This window comes from Burkholderia sp. NLJ2, from assembly GCF_049487195.1.
GTDB lineage: Bacteria > Pseudomonadota > Gammaproteobacteria > Burkholderiales > Burkholderiaceae > Burkholderia > Burkholderia pyrrocinia.
Map to the genome: position 1 here is coordinate 1,968,222 of NZ_CP137808.1, position 18,571 is coordinate 1,986,792.

Below are 18,571 nucleotides of genomic sequence, written 5' to 3' on the forward strand. Positions count from 1 at the left end.
GGCGGCGGTCCTCACTTGACGGCGCCCGCCGGCGCGGGCGTGGCGGCGATCGCGGGCGACGGCGCAACGGCGGGCACGACCTCCGCCGGCGACGGCAGCGCCGGCGGCGGCGACGCCTTGTGCACGGGCGCGGGGCGCGCATGCCGTTCGAGCAGCGTGCGGCGCGCATCGTCGACGAACCGTTCGAGCGGCAGCGTCTCGCTCGCGAAATTGATCTTCACCTCGCCGAACAGTTCGGCGCGCAGCTCGCTGTCGGCCTGCACGTTCACGCCGACCGTCGACACCTGCAGCGACGGCGTCGCGTAGGTCGTGCTGCCGCGCGTGCCGAGATCGCTGCCCTGGTTCGGGTCGTTCGACACCGCGTAATCGACCTTCGCGGTGTCGGCCGCCACCGCGCGGAACCGCAGGCGCGCGGAGATCGTGCCGTCGCGCACGACGACGCGGTTCATGCCGAGCAGCACCATCGTCGCGAGCGTCTGCAGGCGGTTCTGCCCGGCCCGCTGCTGCGCCTTCGGCACTAGTTGCGTCTCGGCCAGCTCCGGCGTCAGCTCCTCTCCCGCGAGATCGAACTCGGCAAGCCACGCGGGCGAGTTGGGCTGGTCCGGCTCGCTGTCGTCCTGCGGCGGCGCGCTCGCGCGCGGCACCACCTTCGGCTCGCCCTGCGCGTGATCGAGTTCGAGATCCTGCGGATAGTGCGCGACCAGCCAGTCGCGCGCCTGGTTCGGCGTGATGTTGTCGCGCGTGAAATCCTCGGCCGACTTGGCGACCGCGCTGACCAGCTCGGCGAACGCCTCCATCTGCCGGATCGACGCCTCGACGATCGCGTCGAACGTGCCGTGCACCAGCGCGGCGACGAATTTCGGAAAATCGATCTCGTCGGACAGCGCGCCGGCGCGGCGCGCGATCGTCTCGGTCGCCGCGGCTTTCGGCCCTGGCGTCTTCGCGGCGCCGTCGCCGGACGCAGACGCATCCTGCGCCGGATCGGCCGGCGTGCCGGGGTCCGCCGGGCCGGAGGCCGGCGCAAAGCGGTGCAGTTCGAGCGGCGTACCCAGCGCGCCGGCAGTCGCCGCGGCGCCGCCGAGCCCGCGATGGATTCGGTCGAGGTCGGCGAGGATGCCCTGCCGCGCGTGAGCGGGCAGATCGCGGAACGCCGCGGATCGATGCAGCGACGAACCGAGGTTCGCCGTCAGCGCGCGCGCGGCGTCGACCTCCGCCGACGCCGCGGCGGAGGCGACGGCCGGCCGCGCGGTGCGGCGAACGGGTGGCGGGGGCGCGGGGAGCATGACCATGATTGCCGAGAGGGGCCGGTTCCGCGCTCAGGCCGCGAGCGCGGCCCAGTGGCTCGCCTGCTCGTAGGTGCCGTCGCCGAACAGGTGCAGCTCGGTGGTCGCCTCGTGGACCGACGCGTCGGGCTCGACGAAGCGGTACGCGAAACGCACGCGCAGCGCGCCGAACAGCGGCTTGCCGGGCGGATAGCGCTGCGGGTCGTCCTCGATATGCGCCGTGACGTGCAGCGTGTGCCCCGGCGCGTCGCTCGCGCCGACGTTGACGATCTGCACGTCGCCGACCGAGCGGCCGTCGAAATGCCAGTCGACGAAGAAATGCGCGCAGACGCGCTGGCCGCCCGGATCGTCGAGGTACGGCCAGTCGGTGATGCGGATCGTCGGGCCGTCGACCAGCGCACGGTTCGCGGCATCGGCGCCGGCGGCGGTTTTCATCCCGTGCAACTGGTCGAGCGCCCAGGTGACGCCGCCCGCTTCGCCGACCTGCGTGTCGAGCGTGGCGCCCGGCACCGTGCCTGGCGCCACGCTCGGCGGCGACGCATCGGCCGGCCGCGCGGCGGGGCTCGCCGGGGCGCTGCCTTCGGCCAGCGTCAGCGTATGCGGCGCGCGCGCGTGCGGGTGGTGCGGATGCGGCCGCGACGGCGTCGCGCCGGCCGCATACGCGAGCCCCTGCGACGCCGATGCATCGCCGCTCCCCGCGTCGCCCGCGCCTGCCCCGGCATCCCCTGCGCCTGCGTCGCCGGTCGGCGCGCCGGCATCGGGGCTCGCGGCATCCTGGCCGCCGGCGTCGGTGCCGGCATCGGGCGCACTTGCGGCCGGCGCCGGCAGGCGGCTGCGAATCTCGGCCGGCAGCTTCGGATCGTTGTATGCGTACGAGGTACCCGCGCCGTTGGGCCCCGTCTCGATCCGCTGGATTTCGGACGCGAAGGTGCGACGCTGGCCGTCGTCGAGCGCGCTGATCTGCGTCGTGACCGGCACGCCGAGCCGCGCGGCGATCGCGCGCGCATAGGCCGCCGGATCGTTGCCCTTCAGCATCGGGTTCTTGCCGTCGTCGGGCGGCGCATAACGCGACATCAGCGCGACGATCGTGTCGTTCGGAAACCTGCCGATGAACGCGATCACCGCGTCGAAGCCGGTCGCGTCGTCGGGGAAGATCGCGAAACCGCCGTTGCGCTTGCCGGCATACGCGCCGTGCGCGTCCGCCCACTCGCCGGCGGTGATGTTGCCGGGGTTGTGGTTGCGCCACGCCGGCACGCCGCCCGTGCGCACCTCGTTCGCAAACACCACGTAGGTGCGCCCGCCCGATACCGCGACGTCGCCCGGCCCGAGCGGCGGCGGCGCATCGAGCGCATGGGCGCGCGGCGACCGATAGCGCGCATCGGCGCCGCGCCGGTCCGCGAGGGCAGCCGCCATCGCGTAGTCGGCCGGCTTGCCGCGATTCGGCTGGCGGCCGAGCGCATTGTCCGGATGCAGGATCTGCAGGTTCACGTTCGACATCGTCGCGGCACCTTCATACTCGCTGACGAAATCGGCCCAGCGCAGGATGTAGCGGCTACCGGTCGCATGCGTGTTCCGGTAAGGCCCGGGCGCGCCGGGCGTGCCCGCGACGCGATCCCACGGATCCGTGATCCTCACGTAGGTATCCGAACCGTCTTCCGCGCCGTCGCTGTACATCCCGGTGACGACGATCGCATGCAGCCCCGGCACTTTCGCACCGACCCACAGCGGGCCGTGATCTTCGAGCAATTGGCGAAACGCGTCGATCGTGTACGACTGCGGCGGCTCGGACGTGAGCCCCATGTCCTGCGCAAACGGCCCGACCTGGCCGGGATCCAGGCCCGTGGCCGTCGTGCGCCCGCAGATCGACGCGATCGTCTCCGGCGTCAGCGACATCTGGTCGCGCCAGCCGATCACCATCGCGGCCGACGCGGCCCAGCACGAATAGTCGGTCGGTTGCGCGATCAGCTCGACGCCGTCCCAGTTCAGCGTGTACGACTGGCCGCCGAGCGCCATCGCGCGGCCGTCGTGACGGCGGTCCGCATGATGCGGCGCGGGGTCGTGGGACGGCCGCGCGAGCGTGACCGGCTGGCTGCCGGCGGCGAGCGCCTGCGCGGCCGCCGGATGCGCGCTGCCCGCCTGCTGCGCGTCGCAGCTGCGCGTCGTCACCAGATGCATGTAGTAGTCCCAGTCCCACACCGCGTTCGGACAGTTCACGTGCGACGTGTGCGGATCGGCCTCAGAGTGACCGAGGATATGCGTGCGATCGACCGAAATGCCGTACGTGTCGCACAGCCACGCGACGAGCGCGGCGGACGCGCAGTATTCGGCCTGGGTCGGATTGAGCCGCCCCGCGATCGCGACGTGCTCGATGCCGATACTGTCGCTGTTCGCGGTGTGCGCATGCCACGCGACGTCGTTGTGGTGAACCATCTGCACCACCTCGCCGTCGCGCCCGATCACGTAGTGCGCGCTGACGTTCACGTGCGTGCCGTCGCGGGTACGTTGGTCCGGATTCTGGAACCAGTTGATCGTGCTGCGTGTGGTCGCGGCCTCGGTGATGTGGATCACGACACGCGAGATCGTGCGCGTGCCGCTCACGTGGCGGTAGTTGACGGAGGCCGCCGGCACGAACCGGCTGGCCTGCGGATAATCGGGCACGTCGGCGCCGCCGCCAAGCGCGCTGGCGCTCGCGGCCGTGCCGTCGCCTGCCGTTGCCGTGTCGTCCGGAATCGGCCAGTCGATCGCGTGCGTCGGCGCGTCGTCGTCCGCGGCGGACGCGGCGCCGCTGCTGCCGCTGTCACCGATATCGCCACTGCCACCGCCGCTGTTGTCCGCCGTGGGCAACGGGCCGTAGCCGTCGTCGTAGTCGGCCAGCGACGCGGCGTGCGCGACACCGTTCACGCTCGCCGCGTTGCCGCCCGCCGGGGACGCGACGACAGGCGTGCCCGGCGACGGCGCGGTCTGGCCGTTGCCCTTCGCCGCGATCGGCGCGACGCCGGGCTGCACGACGTCGCCGGCCCATTCGAGCTCCTTCGGCGACGGCACGCCATAGCCCGCCGCGATCTGCTGCCGGTTCGGCAGGACCCGCACGCGGCGCAGCGCGCGCTCGCTGAGCCCTTTCAGGCTGATATACGGACTGCCGTCGCCCGGGACGGTCGGCGCATCGACCGACTTGTCGCCGACGGCGGCGAGGCCGTAGTACAGCTTGTCCTGGCCGATGAATCGCGCGACGACGTCGGCCGGCAACAGATAGACGGCCTCGCCGCGCGCGGCGGTCACGGGGCCTCGCGCGCGGCTCGAATAGAAGTTCGCGCGCGTGCGCCGGGCGCGCGCATCCGGCTTGAACAGCGACGGATCGGTGGCGATCGCGACCTCGAACGATTTCGGCCCGCCATCCGCGTGGATGGTGAACCCGATCATCGGGAAGCGATCGCTGATCTCGATCCGGTTCGGGCGGATCTGGCTAGCCATGCCCTTCTCCTTTGGCGACGGTTCATGCCGCGCGGTTGCGCGCCTATTCGTTGTCCGGTTTGATGCGGGCGCCGCCGTCCGGCGCGCCGTCGTATCCGGCAATCGACTGCTTGACGACCTCGAACGGGTCGAGTTCGTCGCCCGCTTCGCGGATCGCGCCATACGACGCTTCGAAGCGCTCCACCGATTCCCTCAGCATCCGCGCGAGCAGCTTCGCGTACGCGGGCCCGGTCACGACCCGGCTGCTCAGCAGCGGCCGTGCGATCTCCACGTTGAACTGCCCGAGATCGATCACGAACTCGCAGAGGTTGTGACCCACTTCGAAATAGTTGACGTAGCGCCGCTCCGGCGGCCGCCGGCCTTTGGTCGAGGTCTTGTGCATCGTCTCAGGTTCCGCGACGTGAGGGACGCGTGCGATCACGCAATTGCCGTACCAGCCGGGAACACGCGCCCAAATGCGCCGTGCGCGCGGACGGCGCGGCATCCGCGACGCGACGACCGGGAGCGAAGTGACAGTCCGATGTGACACCCGGCGATCGCGCGCTGGCGCGGCACGGCGCCCAGGCACGCGCCGCCGTGATCGCGGCGCTGTCACAGGCGGCCTGGCAACGGTGTGACACAGTGACAACGCAGGACGCGCGGATCGCGAGCGCTCAGGCCTTGTGCGGCAGGTGCTCGTCGAGCGCGTACTTGGAGAGTTTCCGGTAGAGCGTCATCCGGGACCAGCTGAGCTTTTCCGCTGCCTTGCTCTTGTTCCAGTTGGTCTCCTGCAGGATCGCGATCAGGCGCTCCCGCTCGCCGTCGCCGCTGCGCGCGTAGGCTGCGAACAGCCGGCGGAACGGCTCGCGCAGATGCTCGACGCCGACCGTGCCGACGGGTGGATCGATGAAGATCGATTCGACGAGATTGCGCAGCTCGCGGACGTTGCCGGGCCAGTGATACGCACGCATGCAGGCAACGAGATCGGCGCTCGGCGCGCCGACCTGCGCGTCGTAACGCCGGTTGAATTCGCGGACGTGGTGCGCGAACAGCTCGACGAGATCGTCGCGCCGCTCCTTCAGCGGCGGCAGGCACAGCATCGCGACGTTGAGCCGGTAATACAGATCGCGGCGGAACGCACGCGCTTCGACCAGCAGTTCGAGTTCCGAATTGGTGGCCGCGATGAAACGCACGTCGACCTTGACGACCGACCGGCCGCCGAGCGGGAACACTTCATGGCTCTCGAGCAGGCGCAGCAGTTTCGCCTGCGCGCACGGCGAGAGTTCGCCGATCTCGTCGAGAAAGACCGTGCCGTGGTCCGCGAGCCGTACCTTGCCGGGATAGGGCTGCTGCGCGCCGGTGAACGCGCCGCGATCGTAGCCGAACAGTTCGCTCTCGATCAGCGTGTCCGGCAATGCCGCGCAGTTGACCCGAACCAGCGGAAAGCGCGCGCGGCTGCTCGCACAGTGAATCGACTCGGCAACGCATTCCTTGCCGGTGCCCGTCTCGCCGGTGATCAGCACGTTGGCGTCGATGCGCGCGACCTTGCCGATATCGATGCGCAGCCGCTCCATCGCCGCGCTGGCGCCGACGAGAACCGGCGCATGCGAGGCGCCGCCCGACGATGCGAGCATGTTCGTCGTTCCTCAACGTTCTTCAAAACCGCGCCCAATGCAACGAGACGACTGGCGAAGCGCCGTCATGCGACCATTCGTCTGATCTTTCGTGCCGGCATGCATCCGCTTCGGCATCCCCACCCCGCAGTCGCATCCGACCCACGTTCAGCGCCGTGCGCGAGCCCGGTGTTGCGGCATGGATTCAACCGGAATGCCTGCTTTACCCCGAAAACCTGCACAGAGGAAACAGGTTGAGCATAGGTGAGTTGATTCGATTTTCAACCTCGATTCCATTGCGCCACGCACGCGACACCGGCAGGCCGGACCGCGCGTCCGGCAACGCGCGCGCGCCGGATCGACGGCGATTGCACGCGCATGCCTGCGCCAATGGCGACCGTGTGCCCGCAAACGATTTTCACCGCGCTTTTTCGGACGAATTCCAAAGCCGCTGCATAAAACCGCGCGGCAATGGCGCAGACCGGCGAGGCGGACGGTTCATGATCGCGTCTCTCCTGCCGGCGCCTGTCCTGCAGACTCGGCTGCATCGAAGGCGCGGTCGCGGCCGGGATTTCAGGGCGTAGGAAAACCGGACCGTTAGTTGCATTCAAGAAAGCGGAGATACGCTTCCGCTTGCGTGGCGCCGCTGCCGCCCGGCTGCCCTATACTGGCCGCAGCAGACTGACCGACCGGCGGCCGTACCGCCGCACCGGCCGCGGCCGCCGACTTTCCCCGGAGCAACGCATGCATTACCAGCTGATTTACGAACTCGTCGACGATTACCTGTCCCGTCGCGAACCGTTCCGTGCCGAACACCTCGCACTCGCCCAGGCCGCGACCGCGCGCGGCGAACTCGTGCTCGCCGGCGCGCTGTCGGACCCGGCCGACCAGGCCGTGCTCGTGTTCGAAGGCGATTCGCCGGAGGCGGCCGAGTCGTTCGCGCGCGCCGATCCGTATGTGCAGAATGGTCTCGTGAAATCGTGGCGCGTGCGTCCGTGGCGCGTCGTGGTCGGCAAGCACGCGCCGCGCTAGGCGCGCAGAGCGGCTACAGCCACCCTGCCCGCTTGAAACGCCACCACAGCGCGAAATCGGCAACGACCATCACGGCAATGCAGCCGTAGAAGCCGTATTTCAGGTGCAGCTCGGGCATGTTCGCGAAGTTCATCCCGTAGATGCCGGCGATCATCGTCGGTATCGCGAACAGCGCGGCGAACGAGCCGAGCCGCTTCGTCACCTCGTTCTCGGCCAGCGAGATCATTCCGAGGTTGACCTGGATCGCCGTCACGACCATCTCGCGCCGCCCTTCGATCGTCTTGACGATCCGCTGCAGATGGTCGTACACGTCGCGGAAGTAATGGTCCATCCCGCTGCATATCTGCGGGATGCGTCCGCCCGTGAGCTTCGCGAGCGGCTCGATCAGCGGCGCCGTGTGCTGATGCAGCATCACGAGGCGGCGCTTCAGCGAATAGAGATCCTCGATGATCGCGCGCGACGACGCGAGCGTGGCCTTCGCGAAGATGCGGTCCTCGAGCTCCTCGAGCTCGGCGCCGAGCGTTTCGAGGATCGGGAAATAGCGGTCGACGACCTGGTCCATCAGCGCGTAGAACACGAACGCCGAGCCTTCCTGCAGCAGATGCGGCTCGCGCTCGCAGCGCTTGCGCACGTCGCGGAAGTCCTGCTCGGTCTTGTTGCGGATCGACAGCACATAGTTCTGGCCGACGAACAGGTTCAGCTCGCCGACGATGAGTTCTCCGTCACCGTCGAGCTCGACCATATGCAGCACCGCGAACAGCGAATCGCCGTACTCCTCGATCTTCGGCCGCTGATGCCCCTTGCGGGCATCCTCGAGCGCGAGCTCGTGCAGCGCGAACTCCTCGCCCATCAGGTCGATTTCGTCAGGCGTCGGATCCTTCAGCGCGACCCATACGAAGCATTCCGGCTTCGACACGTAGTCGCTGATGGCGTCGATATCGATGTCGGCCAGCTTGCGGCCGTCCTGGTATGCAGCACAGTTGATCAGCATGATGTCCGTGATGTTGCGGTTTGCGCATCAGTTTACCGCTTTGCTGCGCGGGCGGCCCGGCTTGCGCGGCACGCCGATATTGGTCATGATCGTGCTGCGTGCACCGCAGCACGCGCCCCGGCGCACTTCGACACGCACGCCGCACGGCCGTGCGGCCCAACCGTCAAGGAGACAGACCCATGTGGTATTTCTCGTGGATACTCGGCATCGGCGTGGCACTCGGTTTCGGCATCGTCAACGCGATGTGGCTGGAAGCGGAAGTGTTCTCGAGCGGTGACAAGCGTAGCGATACGTCGAGCCAGGGGTCGGGGAGCAGGGTTTCGTGACGCATTTGGTGTTCTTCTGCGGTCACGCCGGCACCGGCAAGACCACGCTCGCGAAGCGGCTCATCGGGCCGCTGATGCGCGCGACCGGCGAGGCCTTCTGCCTGCTCGACAAGGATACGCTGTACGGCCGCTACAGTTCGGCGGCGATGGGCGCGCTGACCGAGGATCCGAACGATCGCGACAGCCCGCTCTACCTGAAGCATCTGCGCGATCCCGAATACCACGGCCTGCTCGACACGGCCCGTGAAAATCTCGCGCTCGGCATCAGCGCGATCGTGGTCGGCCCGCTGTCGCGCGAAGTGCGCGACCGGCGCATCCTCGACCGCGCGTGGCTCGGCATCGCGCCCGACGTCACGCTGACGGTCGTCTGGGTCCACACGTCGGAAGACGTCGCGCACGCGCGGATCGTCGCGCGCGGCAACCCGAACGATGCGTACAAGCTCTCGCACTGGGACGAATACCGGCAGCGCCGCTTCGTGCCGACCGGCAACGAATGCGACGGCATCGTGATGTTCGACAACACCGCACCGTCCGACGCGGATGTCGCCGCGCTGCTGTACCGCATCGTGCCGCCCCCGGCGCCGGCGACGATCGTCCCGCCGCTGCCGGCCTGACCGGCGCCCTTCCCGCTTCCCCAAAAAACAACGCCGGAAGCGCTGCTGCGCTCCCGGCGTCGTACGGCCCTCGTGCCAGAGGCTGGCGGGTGGTCAGGCTACCGCGTGAACGCGCTCCATCGTGCCGCCTTCGTACAGCTTGCCGAAGCGGTTCGACAGGAACGCCTTCAGCGACACCTTTTCCTGCGGGATGAAACCGCTCTGCGGCAGCTTCTTCTCGCGGAACAGATCCAGCACCGCGCACATCGCGCCAGCCGTCGTGATCTGGATCGCGCTCATGTGCATCCCGCACACGTCCTTCGCGAAGATCTTGCGCGTGAACACGTCCTGCACGAGCTGGCCGTCCTTCACGCCCGTCACCGTGACGAACACGAGCACGACGTCCTGCTTCGTCGACGGCACCGCGCGGCGCATGATCGACTTCAGCGTGTCGCGGTCGGTCGACAGGCGCAGGTCCTCGAGCAGGAACTGGACGAGTTCGCGGTGGCCCGGGTAGCGCACCGACTTATAGTCGAGCGTCTCGACCTTGCCCGACAGCGTCTCGCACAGCGTGCCGAGGCCGCCCGACGTGTTGAACGCTTCGTATTCGGTACCGTCGAGCGAGAAGTGCTCGAGGCCTTCGAGCGGCTGCACCCACTGCTTGCGGCCGTCGCGGATCGCTTCGCACGGCTGGCAGTATTCGTTGATCAGGCCGTCGACGCTCCACGTCAGGTTGTACTTCAGCGCGTTGGTCGGATACTCGGGCAGCGCGCCGACGCGCATCTTCACGTCGCGCACTTCGCTGAAGCCGTTCACGAGTTCGTGCGCGGCGATGCCGATGAAGCCCGGCGCGAGGCCGCATTGCGGCATGAACGCGCGGTCGGAGCCGTCGGCCAGTTCGCGGATCGCGTGGGTTGCGCGCACGTCTTCGGTCAGGTCGAAGTAATGGACGCCGGCAGCCTTCGCGGCGGCAGCGACGTTGACCGCGAGGTAATAAGGCAGCGCGTTGACGAGCGCATCGAAGCCCTTCACTGCTTCGCGAATCGCATTCGCGTCGGCCGAATCGACCCGTTGCGTCGCGATGCCTTCGCGCGACAGCTTCGCGAGCGCATCCGCATCGCGGTCGAACGCGACGACTTCGTAGTCGCCCGTTTCGCGCAGCATGTGAGCAATGGTGTGGCCGATCAGACCTGCGCCGACGATGGCGATTTTCATGCGCTTATCTCCTGATGATGGGTTGGTGTTGTGGACGGCGTTGAGCCATGAACACAGTTTAGGGACGCGCAAAATCAGTTCCAAGACGAAGAATGATGCGAAACGACCGATAATTTCGACGTTACGACGATACATTTCGTCGAAATGTCGAAACAGCGCATTTACCCCGCCGCCGGCCTCGCTATGGCTGGCCTAAGTTTCCCGTTTCAGACTGCATGCCGACCACCCGATCGCCAAGGAGGCATCGCATGCAATCCCTGCCCGTCAATCGCGCGTCGCACTGGCTGAACAAGGTGCCCGACGTCGCGCTATCGTTCTGGATCATCAAGATCATGTCGACCACGGTCGGCGAAACCGGCGCGGACTTTCTCGCGGTCAACGCGGGCCTCGGCCAGGTCGTCACGCGCATCGCGATGGCGTCGCTGCTCGCGATCGCGCTGTGGCTGCAACTGCGCACGCGCCGCTACGTACCGTGGATCTACTGGCTCACGGTGGTGCTGGTCAGCATCGTCGGCACGCAGATCACCGACCTGCTCACCGACGGCCTGAACGTCAGCCTGTATGCGAGCACCGCCGCGTTTGCGGTCGCGCTCGCGGCGATCTTCTTCGTGTGGCATCGCGTCGAAGGCACGCTGTCGATCGACACGATCGTCACGCCGCGGCGCGAGCTGTTCTACTGGGCCGCGATCCTCTGCACGTTCGCGCTCGGCACCGCCGCGGGCGATCTCGCGACCGAAGCGCTCGGGCTCGGCTTCACGCTCGGCGCGCTGTGCTTCGGCGCGGCGATCGCGGCCGTGTTCGCGATGTGGCGGCTCGGTGTCGATGCGGTGCTGGCGTTCTGGATCGCGTACATCCTGACGCGCCCGTTCGGCGCCTCGCTCGGCGACCTGCTCACGCAGGCCCGCGCATACGGCGGGCTCGGCTTCGGCGCCGCGTGGACGAGCCTGCTGTTCCTGACCGTGATCGTGCTGCTCGTCGCCGTCGCGCAGTTCGGCAGCGACCCGCACACGCGGGCCGGCGCCGCCGATTGACACCCTTTCCTTTCCGTTCATCGAATCGAGGACACTCCATGCGCTTCCCGTATTCCGTTTCCCGTCTCGCCGTTGCCGCGGCCGCGATTGCCCTGCTGGGCGCCGCCGCCGGCTGCTCGAAGCAACAGGATGCGAACGCATCGACACCGGCGGCCGCGGCGTCGTCCGCGGCGGCGCACGCATCGAAGCTCGGCGACCTGTCGCAGTTCCGCACGATCGCCGCCGACGTCAATACGCTCGTCGGCAAGGGCGACCTGCCCGGTGCGAAGACCCGCATCAAGGATCTCGAGATCGCTTGGGACGCGGCCGAGGCCGGCCTCAAGCCGCGCGCCGCCGCCGACTGGCACATGGTCGACCAGGAGATCGACCGCGCGCTGTCCGCGCTGCGCGCCGACCATCCGACCCAGGCCGACTCGGCCGCCGCGATGAAGAACCTGCTCGCGGCCTTCGACCGGTTCAGCGGCAAATAAGCGTCGCACCGGGCGCGCGACACGTGACGCGCGCCCGGGAATCGCATACGCTGGCGGCGTTTGTGCGGCACGGAGAACACGCATGCGAATACTGCTCGTCGAAGACGACCCGATGATCGGCGAAGCTGTCCATGCCGCGCTGAAGGATGCGTCGTACGCGACCGACTGGGTCACCGACGGCTCGCACGCGTTGACCGCGTTCGCGGCGCAGCCCTACGACCTGATCCTGCTCGATCTCGGCCTGCCCGGCCGCGACGGGCTCGACGTGCTGGCCGGCATTCGCGCGAAGGACGCCAGTGCGCCGGTGCTGATCGTCACCGCGCGCGACGGGCTCGACGACCGCCTGCGCGGCCTCGACGGCGGCGCCGACGACTACATCGTAAAGCCGTTCGAGATGGCCGAGCTGCTCGCGCGGATTCGCGTCGCGATCCGGCGCCGGGCCGGCTCGGCCGCGCCGCTGCTGAGCAACGGCATCGTGTCGCTCGACCCGGCGACGCGCGAAGCCACCGTCGACGGGCACACGCCGGTCCCGCTGTCGAATCGCGAGTTCTCGCTGCTGCGCGCGTTGCTGGTGCGCCCCGGCGCGATCCTGTCGCGCCGCGAGCTCGAGGATCGCCTGTACGGCTGGGGCTAGGAAGTCGAAAGCAACGCGGTCGAATTCCTGATCCATTCGCTGCGCCGCAAGCTCGGCAGCACCGTGATCAAGAACGTCAGGGGTGCGGGATGGATGGTTTCAAGAAGCGTCTGAGCGAGTCGATCGGGTTCCGCCTGTCGGTCGCGCTGTCGGCGGCGATCCTGGTCGTCGCAATGGCCGCGGCCGCGTTCGCGTTTTCGTCGGCGTTCGACGAGGCGCACGAACTGCAGGACGACGTGCTGCGCGAGGTCGCGACGCTGCTCGACCGTGCGCGCGCGCCTTCGCCCCGTGCCGCCGGTGCCGGGCCCGCGCGAGAAAGCGACGAGCTGTCGCGCGTGATCGTGCAGCCGCTCGGCAGCACGCCGCAGCCGGCCGCCGACGGCGCGCCGCGTCTTGCCCTGCCGCCGACACTCGCCGACGGGCTGCATACGGTCGATGCCGGCGGCAACGTGTATCGCGTGATGGTCCATACGCTCGCGAACGGCGAGCGCATCGCGGTCGCGCAGGAAACCGGCATGCGCGACGACGTCGCGCGCGAAAGCGCGTGGCGCACCGCGCTGCCGCTGCTGATCCTCGTGCCGATCCTGCTGCTGCTCGTCGCCGATCTCGTGCGCAAGCTGTTCCGCCCGGTGGCCATGCTGTCCGCCGGCATCGACGCGCGCGACGAGCACGACCTGCGCCCGGTGCCGGTCGAGCACGTACCGGTCGAGGTGCGGCCGTTCGTCGTCGCGATCAACCGGATGCTCGCGCGCGTCGCGCAATCGGTCGACGCGCAGCGCCGCTTCGTCGCCGACGCCGCGCACGAGCTGCGCTCGCCGCTCACGGCGATGTCGCTGCAGGCCGAGCGCCTGGCCGACACCGACCTGCCGGACGATGCGCGCGCGCGGCTTGCCGCGCTGCGCGGCGGGCTCGACCGCAGCCGCCACCTGATCGGGCAGCTCCTCGCGCTCGCGCGTGCGCAAAGCGCGCCGGCCGCGCCGCCCGGCGCCGTGTCGGTACACGCAACCTATCGCCGCGTGCTGGAAGACCTGATGCCGCTCGCCGACGCAAAGACGATCGACATCGGCATCGACGACGGCCCGGACACCCGCGTGCCCGTCGACGAGCTCGAACTCACGTCGCTGGTCATGAATCTGGTCGACAACGCGATCCGCTACACGCCGCCCGGCGGGCGCGTGGATCTGTCGACACAACGGACCGATACACACGTGTGCGTGACGATCGCCGACACCGGGCCGGGCATCGCGCCGCACGAACGCGCGCGCGTGTTCGATCCGTTCTACCGGGTGCCCGGCAACGCGCAGATCGGCTCCGGCCTCGGCCTGTCGATCGTGAAGATCCTCGCGGACCGGATGGGTGCCGACATCGCGCTCGCGTATGCGGACGAACGGGCATCGCGCGGGCTGCACGTCTCGGTGCGGATTCCGCTCGTGCGGCCGTCCGGCGCGGCGCAGCCCGACAGCCCGGCCGATGCGCCGGCGCAAGACGCGCGGCGCGACAGTCGCCGGACGTGAGCGTCAGCCGCCGACCGTCCCGCGATCGATCTTGCGCGACAGGATGATCGACGTGGTCGTGCGCTCGACGCCTTCGAGCGTGCCGATCTGGTCGAGCAGGTCGTTGAGCCGTTCGGGCGAATCGGCGCGCAGCCACGCGACGTAGTCGTACTCGCCGCTCACCGCGCACAGCAACTGCACTTCGGGCATCCGGTCGAGCTTGCGCAACACGTCCTTGCCGAACTTCGGCGTGAGGATGATGCCGACATACGCGTAAATGCTCGCGTCGAGCACGTCCTGCCCGAGCCGGACGCTGTAGCCGGCGATCACGTTGGTGCGTTCGAGTCGCGCAATGCGTGCGACGACCGTCGTGCGCGCGACGTCGAGCTGACGCGCGAGATCCGCGACGCTTGCGCGCGCATCGGCTTGCAGCAGCGCGACGAGTTGCCGGTCGAGATCGTCGAGTTGATCGAGGCGGGGTGGACGCATGAGGCTGGGCCGGCGTGCGACGCGCCGGCTAAGTGGAATGTGACGCGATGATAGCGCCGAACGCCGGTACGCCCAAACGGCATCGCACGACTGCGCAAGCGCGCGCCGTCATGCGGTCGCGCCGTTTTTTTCGTGCGCAACGTCCGCATCCGGATCGCACTTGCCGCTCACTTGCCGCTCATTTGCCGCTTGTTTGCCGCTTGTTTGCCGCGCCCGTCGCCGATACGTGCCGGACCATCGCGAGCCCCGTACCGAGCCGCTATGTCCCTTTCAATTTCGATTCGTATCGGATGTAAGCAAGTGTCGCATTCACCGCCGCGCCGCACGCAACGTGCTACTAATAACGTGCGACGCGAGATGCGCACTTGCGGCAATTGCCGCCGCGCCCGCTCGCAAGACACCACCCCGGAGAGCCAACCATGAAGAAAATCTCGCTCACCCTCGCTACGCTCGCCGTTGCAGCCAGCGCGTTCGCGCAAACCCCGGCGCAGCCGCAAGCGCCCGCTCCGGCCACGACGGCCGCGGCCGCGGCGTCGGCCCCGAGCGCCGAGCAGCGCGCGGCACGTCACGAAGCGCGCATCGAGCAGCGCATCAAGTACCTGCACGACCAGTTGAAGATCACGTCGGCGCAGGAACCGCAATGGAAGACGTTCGCCGACACGATGCGCGGCAACGGCGAAACGATGGGCCGCCTCTATAGCGAACGGATGGCCAAGCACGACGTCTCCGCGCTCGACGACATGAAGCAGTATGCGGAACTGTCGCAGGCGAACGCCGACGGCGCGAAGAAGCTCGCCGACGCATTCGCGCCGCTCTACGCGAGCTTCCCGGCCGAGCAGAAGGCGCTGGCCGACACGACGTTCCGCAGCTGGCTGAATCACGGCGGCGAGCACCGCGGCAAGGGCAAGACGAAGGGCAAGGAAGGCAAGGCGGCAGCCGCGCAGGCCGCCAGCGCACCCGCGCAACCCTGACGCCCTCCCCGCCGGCGCCGCGCGGCCCGTCCGGGCCGAACGGCGCCGCGTGTCCTGCCGGCGATCGGCGCGTGTCACACGGCGCGCCGAATTCGGGATAAGCTCCCGGCTTTTCCCGCACTTCCTCGCCATGCTCGAACTCAAGCACATCGATCTGCGCACCGACCCGCAGGCCCGTCGCGTCGTCAAGGACGAAACCGTCGCCGTTTCATTCGCGGACGCCGACGGCGAACTGATGAGCCTCGAAGGCCCGAACCGCTATGTCGCGGGCGACGCACTGATCACGGGCTCGACCGGCGACCGCTGGGTCGTGTCGCGCGCGCGCTTCGACGCCAAATACCTGCCCGCCGATCCGGCACTCGCGCACGGCGCATCGGGCGCCTACCGGAACCGGCCGGCCGTCGTGCTCGCGCGCCGGATGGACGAGCCGTTTACGATCGCCCGCTCGGAAAACGGCGACACGCTGCGCGGCGTCGCCGGCGACTGGGTCATGCAGTACGCGCCCGGCGACTACGGCGTCGTGCAGGCGCAGCGCTTCGCGCAGGTCTACCGCGACGCGTAATCCGCCGCGCCGGCATGATGCCGGCGCCTACGCTCACGCAAAGTCATCGTCGAGTTCGAGTTCCGCATTGCGCTCGACGGCCTCGCCGGCCGCGTGCCGCTCCTCGAGCGACCCGAGCATCGCTTCCGTATACGCATGCAGCACCGCATGGCTGCGCGCGCGCTGCATCGGCTTGAGCGCCAGGTAGCGCGCGAGCGCGGCCGGCACGACGCGGATATCGAGCGTCATCCGCTTCGGCGCCGCGCCGAAACGCATCGCGAGCCAGTGCACGGACAGGAATCGCCCGCGCTCGTCGCTGCTTTCGGCGAAGCGCGTCTGCTCCGGAAAGAGATCGCAGATCACGCGCGCGAGCGCGTCGAATTCCGCGCTCTGGCATTCGATCAGATAGTCGTCCATCCCGTCTCTCCCGTCAGGCTGCCGTACGCGACGGCCGGCACATCTTCACCATCACGACGACCAGGATCGCGGCCAGCACGAAATACGCGGCCTCGACCCATGCGGCCGGCAGCACGCGCACCTGGTACAGCAGCGCAGGCGCCGCGGCGAGCGCATGCAGCACGATCGCGAGCGGCAGCACGCCCGCACGGCCGGCGCGCACGCCGCGCCAGACCAGCACCGACAGCGCAAGCTGCAGCACGAACGCCGCGCAGCGTTCGAGCAGCAACAGCAGGATCGACTGTGCCGACAGCGTCGCGAGCATCACGTGCAGCCGCACGACAGTATCGCCCGGCAGGTCGGCAAGCTGCGTCTCGAGCTGGCCACGGCTCGCCAGCCACGCAAGATACGACCACTGGCCCCACACGAGTACGCCGACGAACCACGCTTCCGCGCCGCCGTGACCGATCCCGTAGCCGATCGCGCGGCCGTCGCCGGCCGACGTGCCGTAGCGGCGGTTCAGGAAACGCATCCCGAGATAACGACCGACTTCCTCGAATACGGCGGTCGCGAGCGCACTGTACGCAACGAACGCGAGCGGCTGCGTCAGCCAGCCATCCACCGGCGTCTGGCTCAGCACGAGCCCGTGGAACGCGCGCTCGACGATCATCGCAAACAGCGTGAAGACGGCGACGCCGACGATCGTGTCGCGGCGGTTGAGCGCGAGCGGCTTGCGCAGGAGTCGGAAGAGGACGAGCGGCAGCAGCGCGATGATCAGCGTGGCGGCGATCAGCACCGCCAGCGTGACGGGAGCGACAGTCATGTATTTCCTTGTTCGGGGCAGCGCACCTCGCGCGCTGCGTGCCCCGAATGATACTCAGCTTGCGGTCGACGCGCGCGCAATCAGCTCGCCCGGCAGCATCGCGACGCGCACGTCGCCCGCTGCGCCGTCGATCCGCTCGTGCACGAATTCGACGGCCTTGTAGCCGATCTCGTAGGTCGGCTGACGGATCGTCGTGATGCCGATCAGCTCGGCCCATTCCGGATCGTCGATCGACAGCAGCGCCGCCTTCTGCTGCCACGCGGCACCGAAACGCGCGCGCAGGTGGCGCGCGATCGCGAGCGCGACCGGCGCGTTCGCGGCGAACAGCGCCGCACGCACGCCGCGCCGCGTTGCATCGTCGATGCGCGTATCGAGGTCGGCGAGCGCCGCCGCGGCCGCGTCGGGCTCGTTCAGGTCGAGCACGACCGTCGCCGGCACCGGCAGCCCGCGCGCATCCAGCGCCGCGCGGAACGCGGCTTCGCGCACGCGCCGCGAGCTGACGCGCTCGAACGGCTGCACGACGAAATGGATCGCGTCGAAGCCGTGCTCGATCAGGTGCACGATCGCCGTCTCGATCGCATCCGCGTTGTCGAGGCCGATCAGGTCGGCCTCGAAACCCTCGACGGTCCTGTCGACCAGCACGGCCGGGATGCCGGCGCCGCGCAACGGGCGCAGCACGTCCTCGTCGGCGCCGAGCGCGTTGACGATCAACCCTTCGACACGGTAGGTCGTGAGCAACTGCAGGAAGCGGCGCTCCATCTCGACCTCGTTCGCGGCGTGACAGATGAGCGGCATGTAGCCGAGCGCGTGGCACGCGGCCTCGACGCCCTGCAGCACTTCGACGGTATAGGGATTGGTCAGGTCGGCGGCGAGCATCCCGAGCAGCCGGTTGCGGCCGCGCTTGAGCCCGCGCGCCATCTGGTTCGGCCGGTAATTGAGCCGCGCGATCGCCGCTTCGATCCGCTGGCGCAGATCGACGGACAGCACGTGCGTCTCGCCGTTCAGGTAGCGCGAAACGCTGGTCTTGCCCGTGCCGGCCTCGCGCGCGACATCGCTGATCGTCGCCGGACGCGTCGTGGAAGGTTGCGAATCGGTCACTGTCGTGCCTCGCGACGTATGATCCGCGCCGCTTCGTGAGCAGACGGACCTTTGTTGTTGGAAACGTAAGCCACCCGGCGGCCTCCTCTGTCGACCAGCGTTAGCGCTTCAGCGCTTACGCT

The 18,571-nt window shown here is 68.8% G+C and carries 18 protein-coding genes and 1 pseudogene; 9 read left to right on the plus strand and 10 right to left on the minus strand.

Going from position 1 to position 18,571, the window contains the following annotated elements; genetic code table 11:
• Positions 1-11: 11 nt before the first annotated feature.
• The 4 genes from R9B84_RS09010 to R9B84_RS09025 form a co-directional block, all read right to left on the minus strand.
• On the minus strand, positions 12-1,283 hold the full coding sequence (locus R9B84_RS09010; protein WP_423757714.1) for a hypothetical protein: 1,272 nt from the start codon (positions 1,281-1,283) through the stop codon (positions 12-14).
• A 33-nt stretch (positions 1,284-1,316) separates the two neighbouring features.
• A complete protein-coding gene (locus tag R9B84_RS09015) occupies positions 1,317-4,754 on the minus strand; it encodes an N-acetylmuramoyl-L-alanine amidase (protein ID WP_423757715.1) in 3,438 nt (1,145 codons plus the stop codon).
• A gap of 43 nt (positions 4,755-4,797) precedes the next feature.
• Positions 4,798-5,136 (minus strand): DUF3467 domain-containing protein, encoded by a 339-nt coding sequence (locus R9B84_RS09020; RefSeq protein ID WP_065499949.1) that lies wholly within the window; start codon positions 5,134-5,136, stop codon positions 4,798-4,800.
• A 271-nt stretch (positions 5,137-5,407) separates the two neighbouring features.
• Entirely contained in the window at positions 5,408-6,367 is a 960-nt protein-coding gene (locus tag R9B84_RS09025; protein ID WP_423757716.1) for a sigma-54 interaction domain-containing protein, read from the minus strand.
• Positions 6,368-7,090: 723 nt separating this feature from the next.
• Between R9B84_RS09025 and R9B84_RS09030 the strand changes: the two genes are divergently transcribed.
• Positions 7,091-7,378: a YciI-like protein gene (locus R9B84_RS09030; protein WP_096470991.1), complete on the plus strand. Its 288-nt coding sequence runs from the start codon at positions 7,091-7,093 to the stop codon at positions 7,376-7,378.
• A gap of 13 nt (positions 7,379-7,391) precedes the next feature.
• Here the strand turns inward: R9B84_RS09030 and corA are convergent, their stop codons facing one another.
• Positions 7,392-8,369, minus strand: coding sequence for a magnesium/cobalt transporter CorA (gene corA / locus R9B84_RS09035; RefSeq protein WP_423757717.1), 978 nt, complete (start codon positions 8,367-8,369; stop codon positions 7,392-7,394).
• A gap of 179 nt (positions 8,370-8,548) precedes the next feature.
• Here corA and cydX point away from each other — a divergent pair, with 179 nt between their 5' ends.
• Both cydX and R9B84_RS09045 read left to right on the plus strand, forming a co-directional pair.
• Positions 8,549-8,695, plus strand: coding sequence for a cytochrome bd-I oxidase subunit CydX (gene cydX, locus R9B84_RS09040; protein ID WP_423757718.1), 147 nt, complete (start codon positions 8,549-8,551; stop codon positions 8,693-8,695).
• A complete protein-coding gene (locus R9B84_RS09045; RefSeq protein WP_423757719.1) occupies positions 8,692-9,309 on the plus strand; it encodes an AAA family ATPase in 618 nt (205 codons plus the stop codon). Before cydX ends, R9B84_RS09045 begins: the two co-directional genes overlap by 4 nt.
• Before the next feature lie 93 nt (positions 9,310-9,402).
• On the opposite strand, the gene R9B84_RS09050 is transcribed toward R9B84_RS09045, so the two are convergent.
• Complete coding sequence (locus R9B84_RS09050; protein WP_034181371.1) at positions 9,403-10,503, minus strand: saccharopine dehydrogenase family protein; 1,101 nt, start codon at positions 10,501-10,503, stop codon at positions 9,403-9,405.
• Positions 10,504-10,751: 248 nt separating this feature from the next.
• On the opposite strand from R9B84_RS09050, the gene R9B84_RS09055 reads away from it, so the two are divergent.
• From R9B84_RS09055 to R9B84_RS09070, 4 genes and pseudogenes are all read left to right on the plus strand, one after another.
• Entirely contained in the window at positions 10,752-11,534 is a 783-nt protein-coding gene (locus R9B84_RS09055) for a hypothetical protein (RefSeq protein ID WP_423757720.1), read from the plus strand.
• Between the two features lie 38 nt (positions 11,535-11,572).
• A complete protein-coding gene (locus R9B84_RS09060; protein ID WP_423757721.1) occupies positions 11,573-12,004 on the plus strand; it encodes a hypothetical protein in 432 nt (143 codons plus the stop codon).
• Between the two features lie 82 nt (positions 12,005-12,086).
• Positions 12,087-12,752: pseudogene (locus R9B84_RS09065) on the plus strand (response regulator).
• On the plus strand, positions 12,728-14,152 hold the full coding sequence (locus R9B84_RS09070; protein WP_423757722.1) for a sensor histidine kinase: 1,425 nt from the start codon (positions 12,728-12,730) through the stop codon (positions 14,150-14,152). The pseudogene R9B84_RS09065 and the gene R9B84_RS09070 overlap by 25 nt, the downstream one beginning before the upstream one ends.
• A gap of 3 nt (positions 14,153-14,155) precedes the next feature.
• Here R9B84_RS09070 and R9B84_RS09075 read toward each other — a convergent pair whose 3' ends face one another.
• Positions 14,156-14,620 (minus strand): Lrp/AsnC family transcriptional regulator, encoded by a 465-nt coding sequence (locus R9B84_RS09075; protein ID WP_047900755.1) that lies wholly within the window; start codon positions 14,618-14,620, stop codon positions 14,156-14,158.
• Between the two features lie 419 nt (positions 14,621-15,039).
• Between R9B84_RS09075 and R9B84_RS09080 the strand changes: the two genes are divergently transcribed.
• Both R9B84_RS09080 and R9B84_RS09085 read left to right on the plus strand, forming a co-directional pair.
• Complete coding sequence (locus R9B84_RS09080) at positions 15,040-15,591, plus strand: Spy/CpxP family protein refolding chaperone (protein WP_423757723.1); 552 nt, start codon at positions 15,040-15,042, stop codon at positions 15,589-15,591.
• Between the two features lie 130 nt (positions 15,592-15,721).
• Positions 15,722-16,153 carry a PGDYG domain-containing protein gene (locus tag R9B84_RS09085; protein ID WP_047900757.1) on the plus strand — a complete coding sequence of 144 codons (432 nt, stop codon included), beginning with the start codon at positions 15,722-15,724 and terminating at the stop codon, positions 16,151-16,153.
• A gap of 33 nt (positions 16,154-16,186) precedes the next feature.
• Here the strand turns inward: R9B84_RS09085 and R9B84_RS09090 are convergent, their stop codons facing one another.
• From R9B84_RS09090 to R9B84_RS09100, 3 genes are read right to left on the minus strand one after another with little or no spacing between them, the layout of a single operon-like run.
• The gene (locus tag R9B84_RS09090; protein WP_423757724.1) at positions 16,187-16,549 is read right to left on the minus strand and encodes a DUF3022 domain-containing protein; all 363 of its coding nucleotides are present in this window, start codon (positions 16,547-16,549) and stop codon (positions 16,187-16,189) included.
• 13 nt (positions 16,550-16,562) lie between these two features.
• On the minus strand, positions 16,563-17,351 hold the full coding sequence (locus tag R9B84_RS09095) for a YhfC family intramembrane metalloprotease (protein ID WP_423757725.1): 789 nt from the start codon (positions 17,349-17,351) through the stop codon (positions 16,563-16,565).
• Positions 17,352-17,405: 54 nt separating this feature from the next.
• On the minus strand, positions 17,406-18,449 hold the full coding sequence (locus tag R9B84_RS09100; RefSeq protein ID WP_423757726.1) for a LacI family DNA-binding transcriptional regulator: 1,044 nt from the start codon (positions 18,447-18,449) through the stop codon (positions 17,406-17,408).
• Positions 18,450-18,571: the final 122 nt, after the last annotated feature.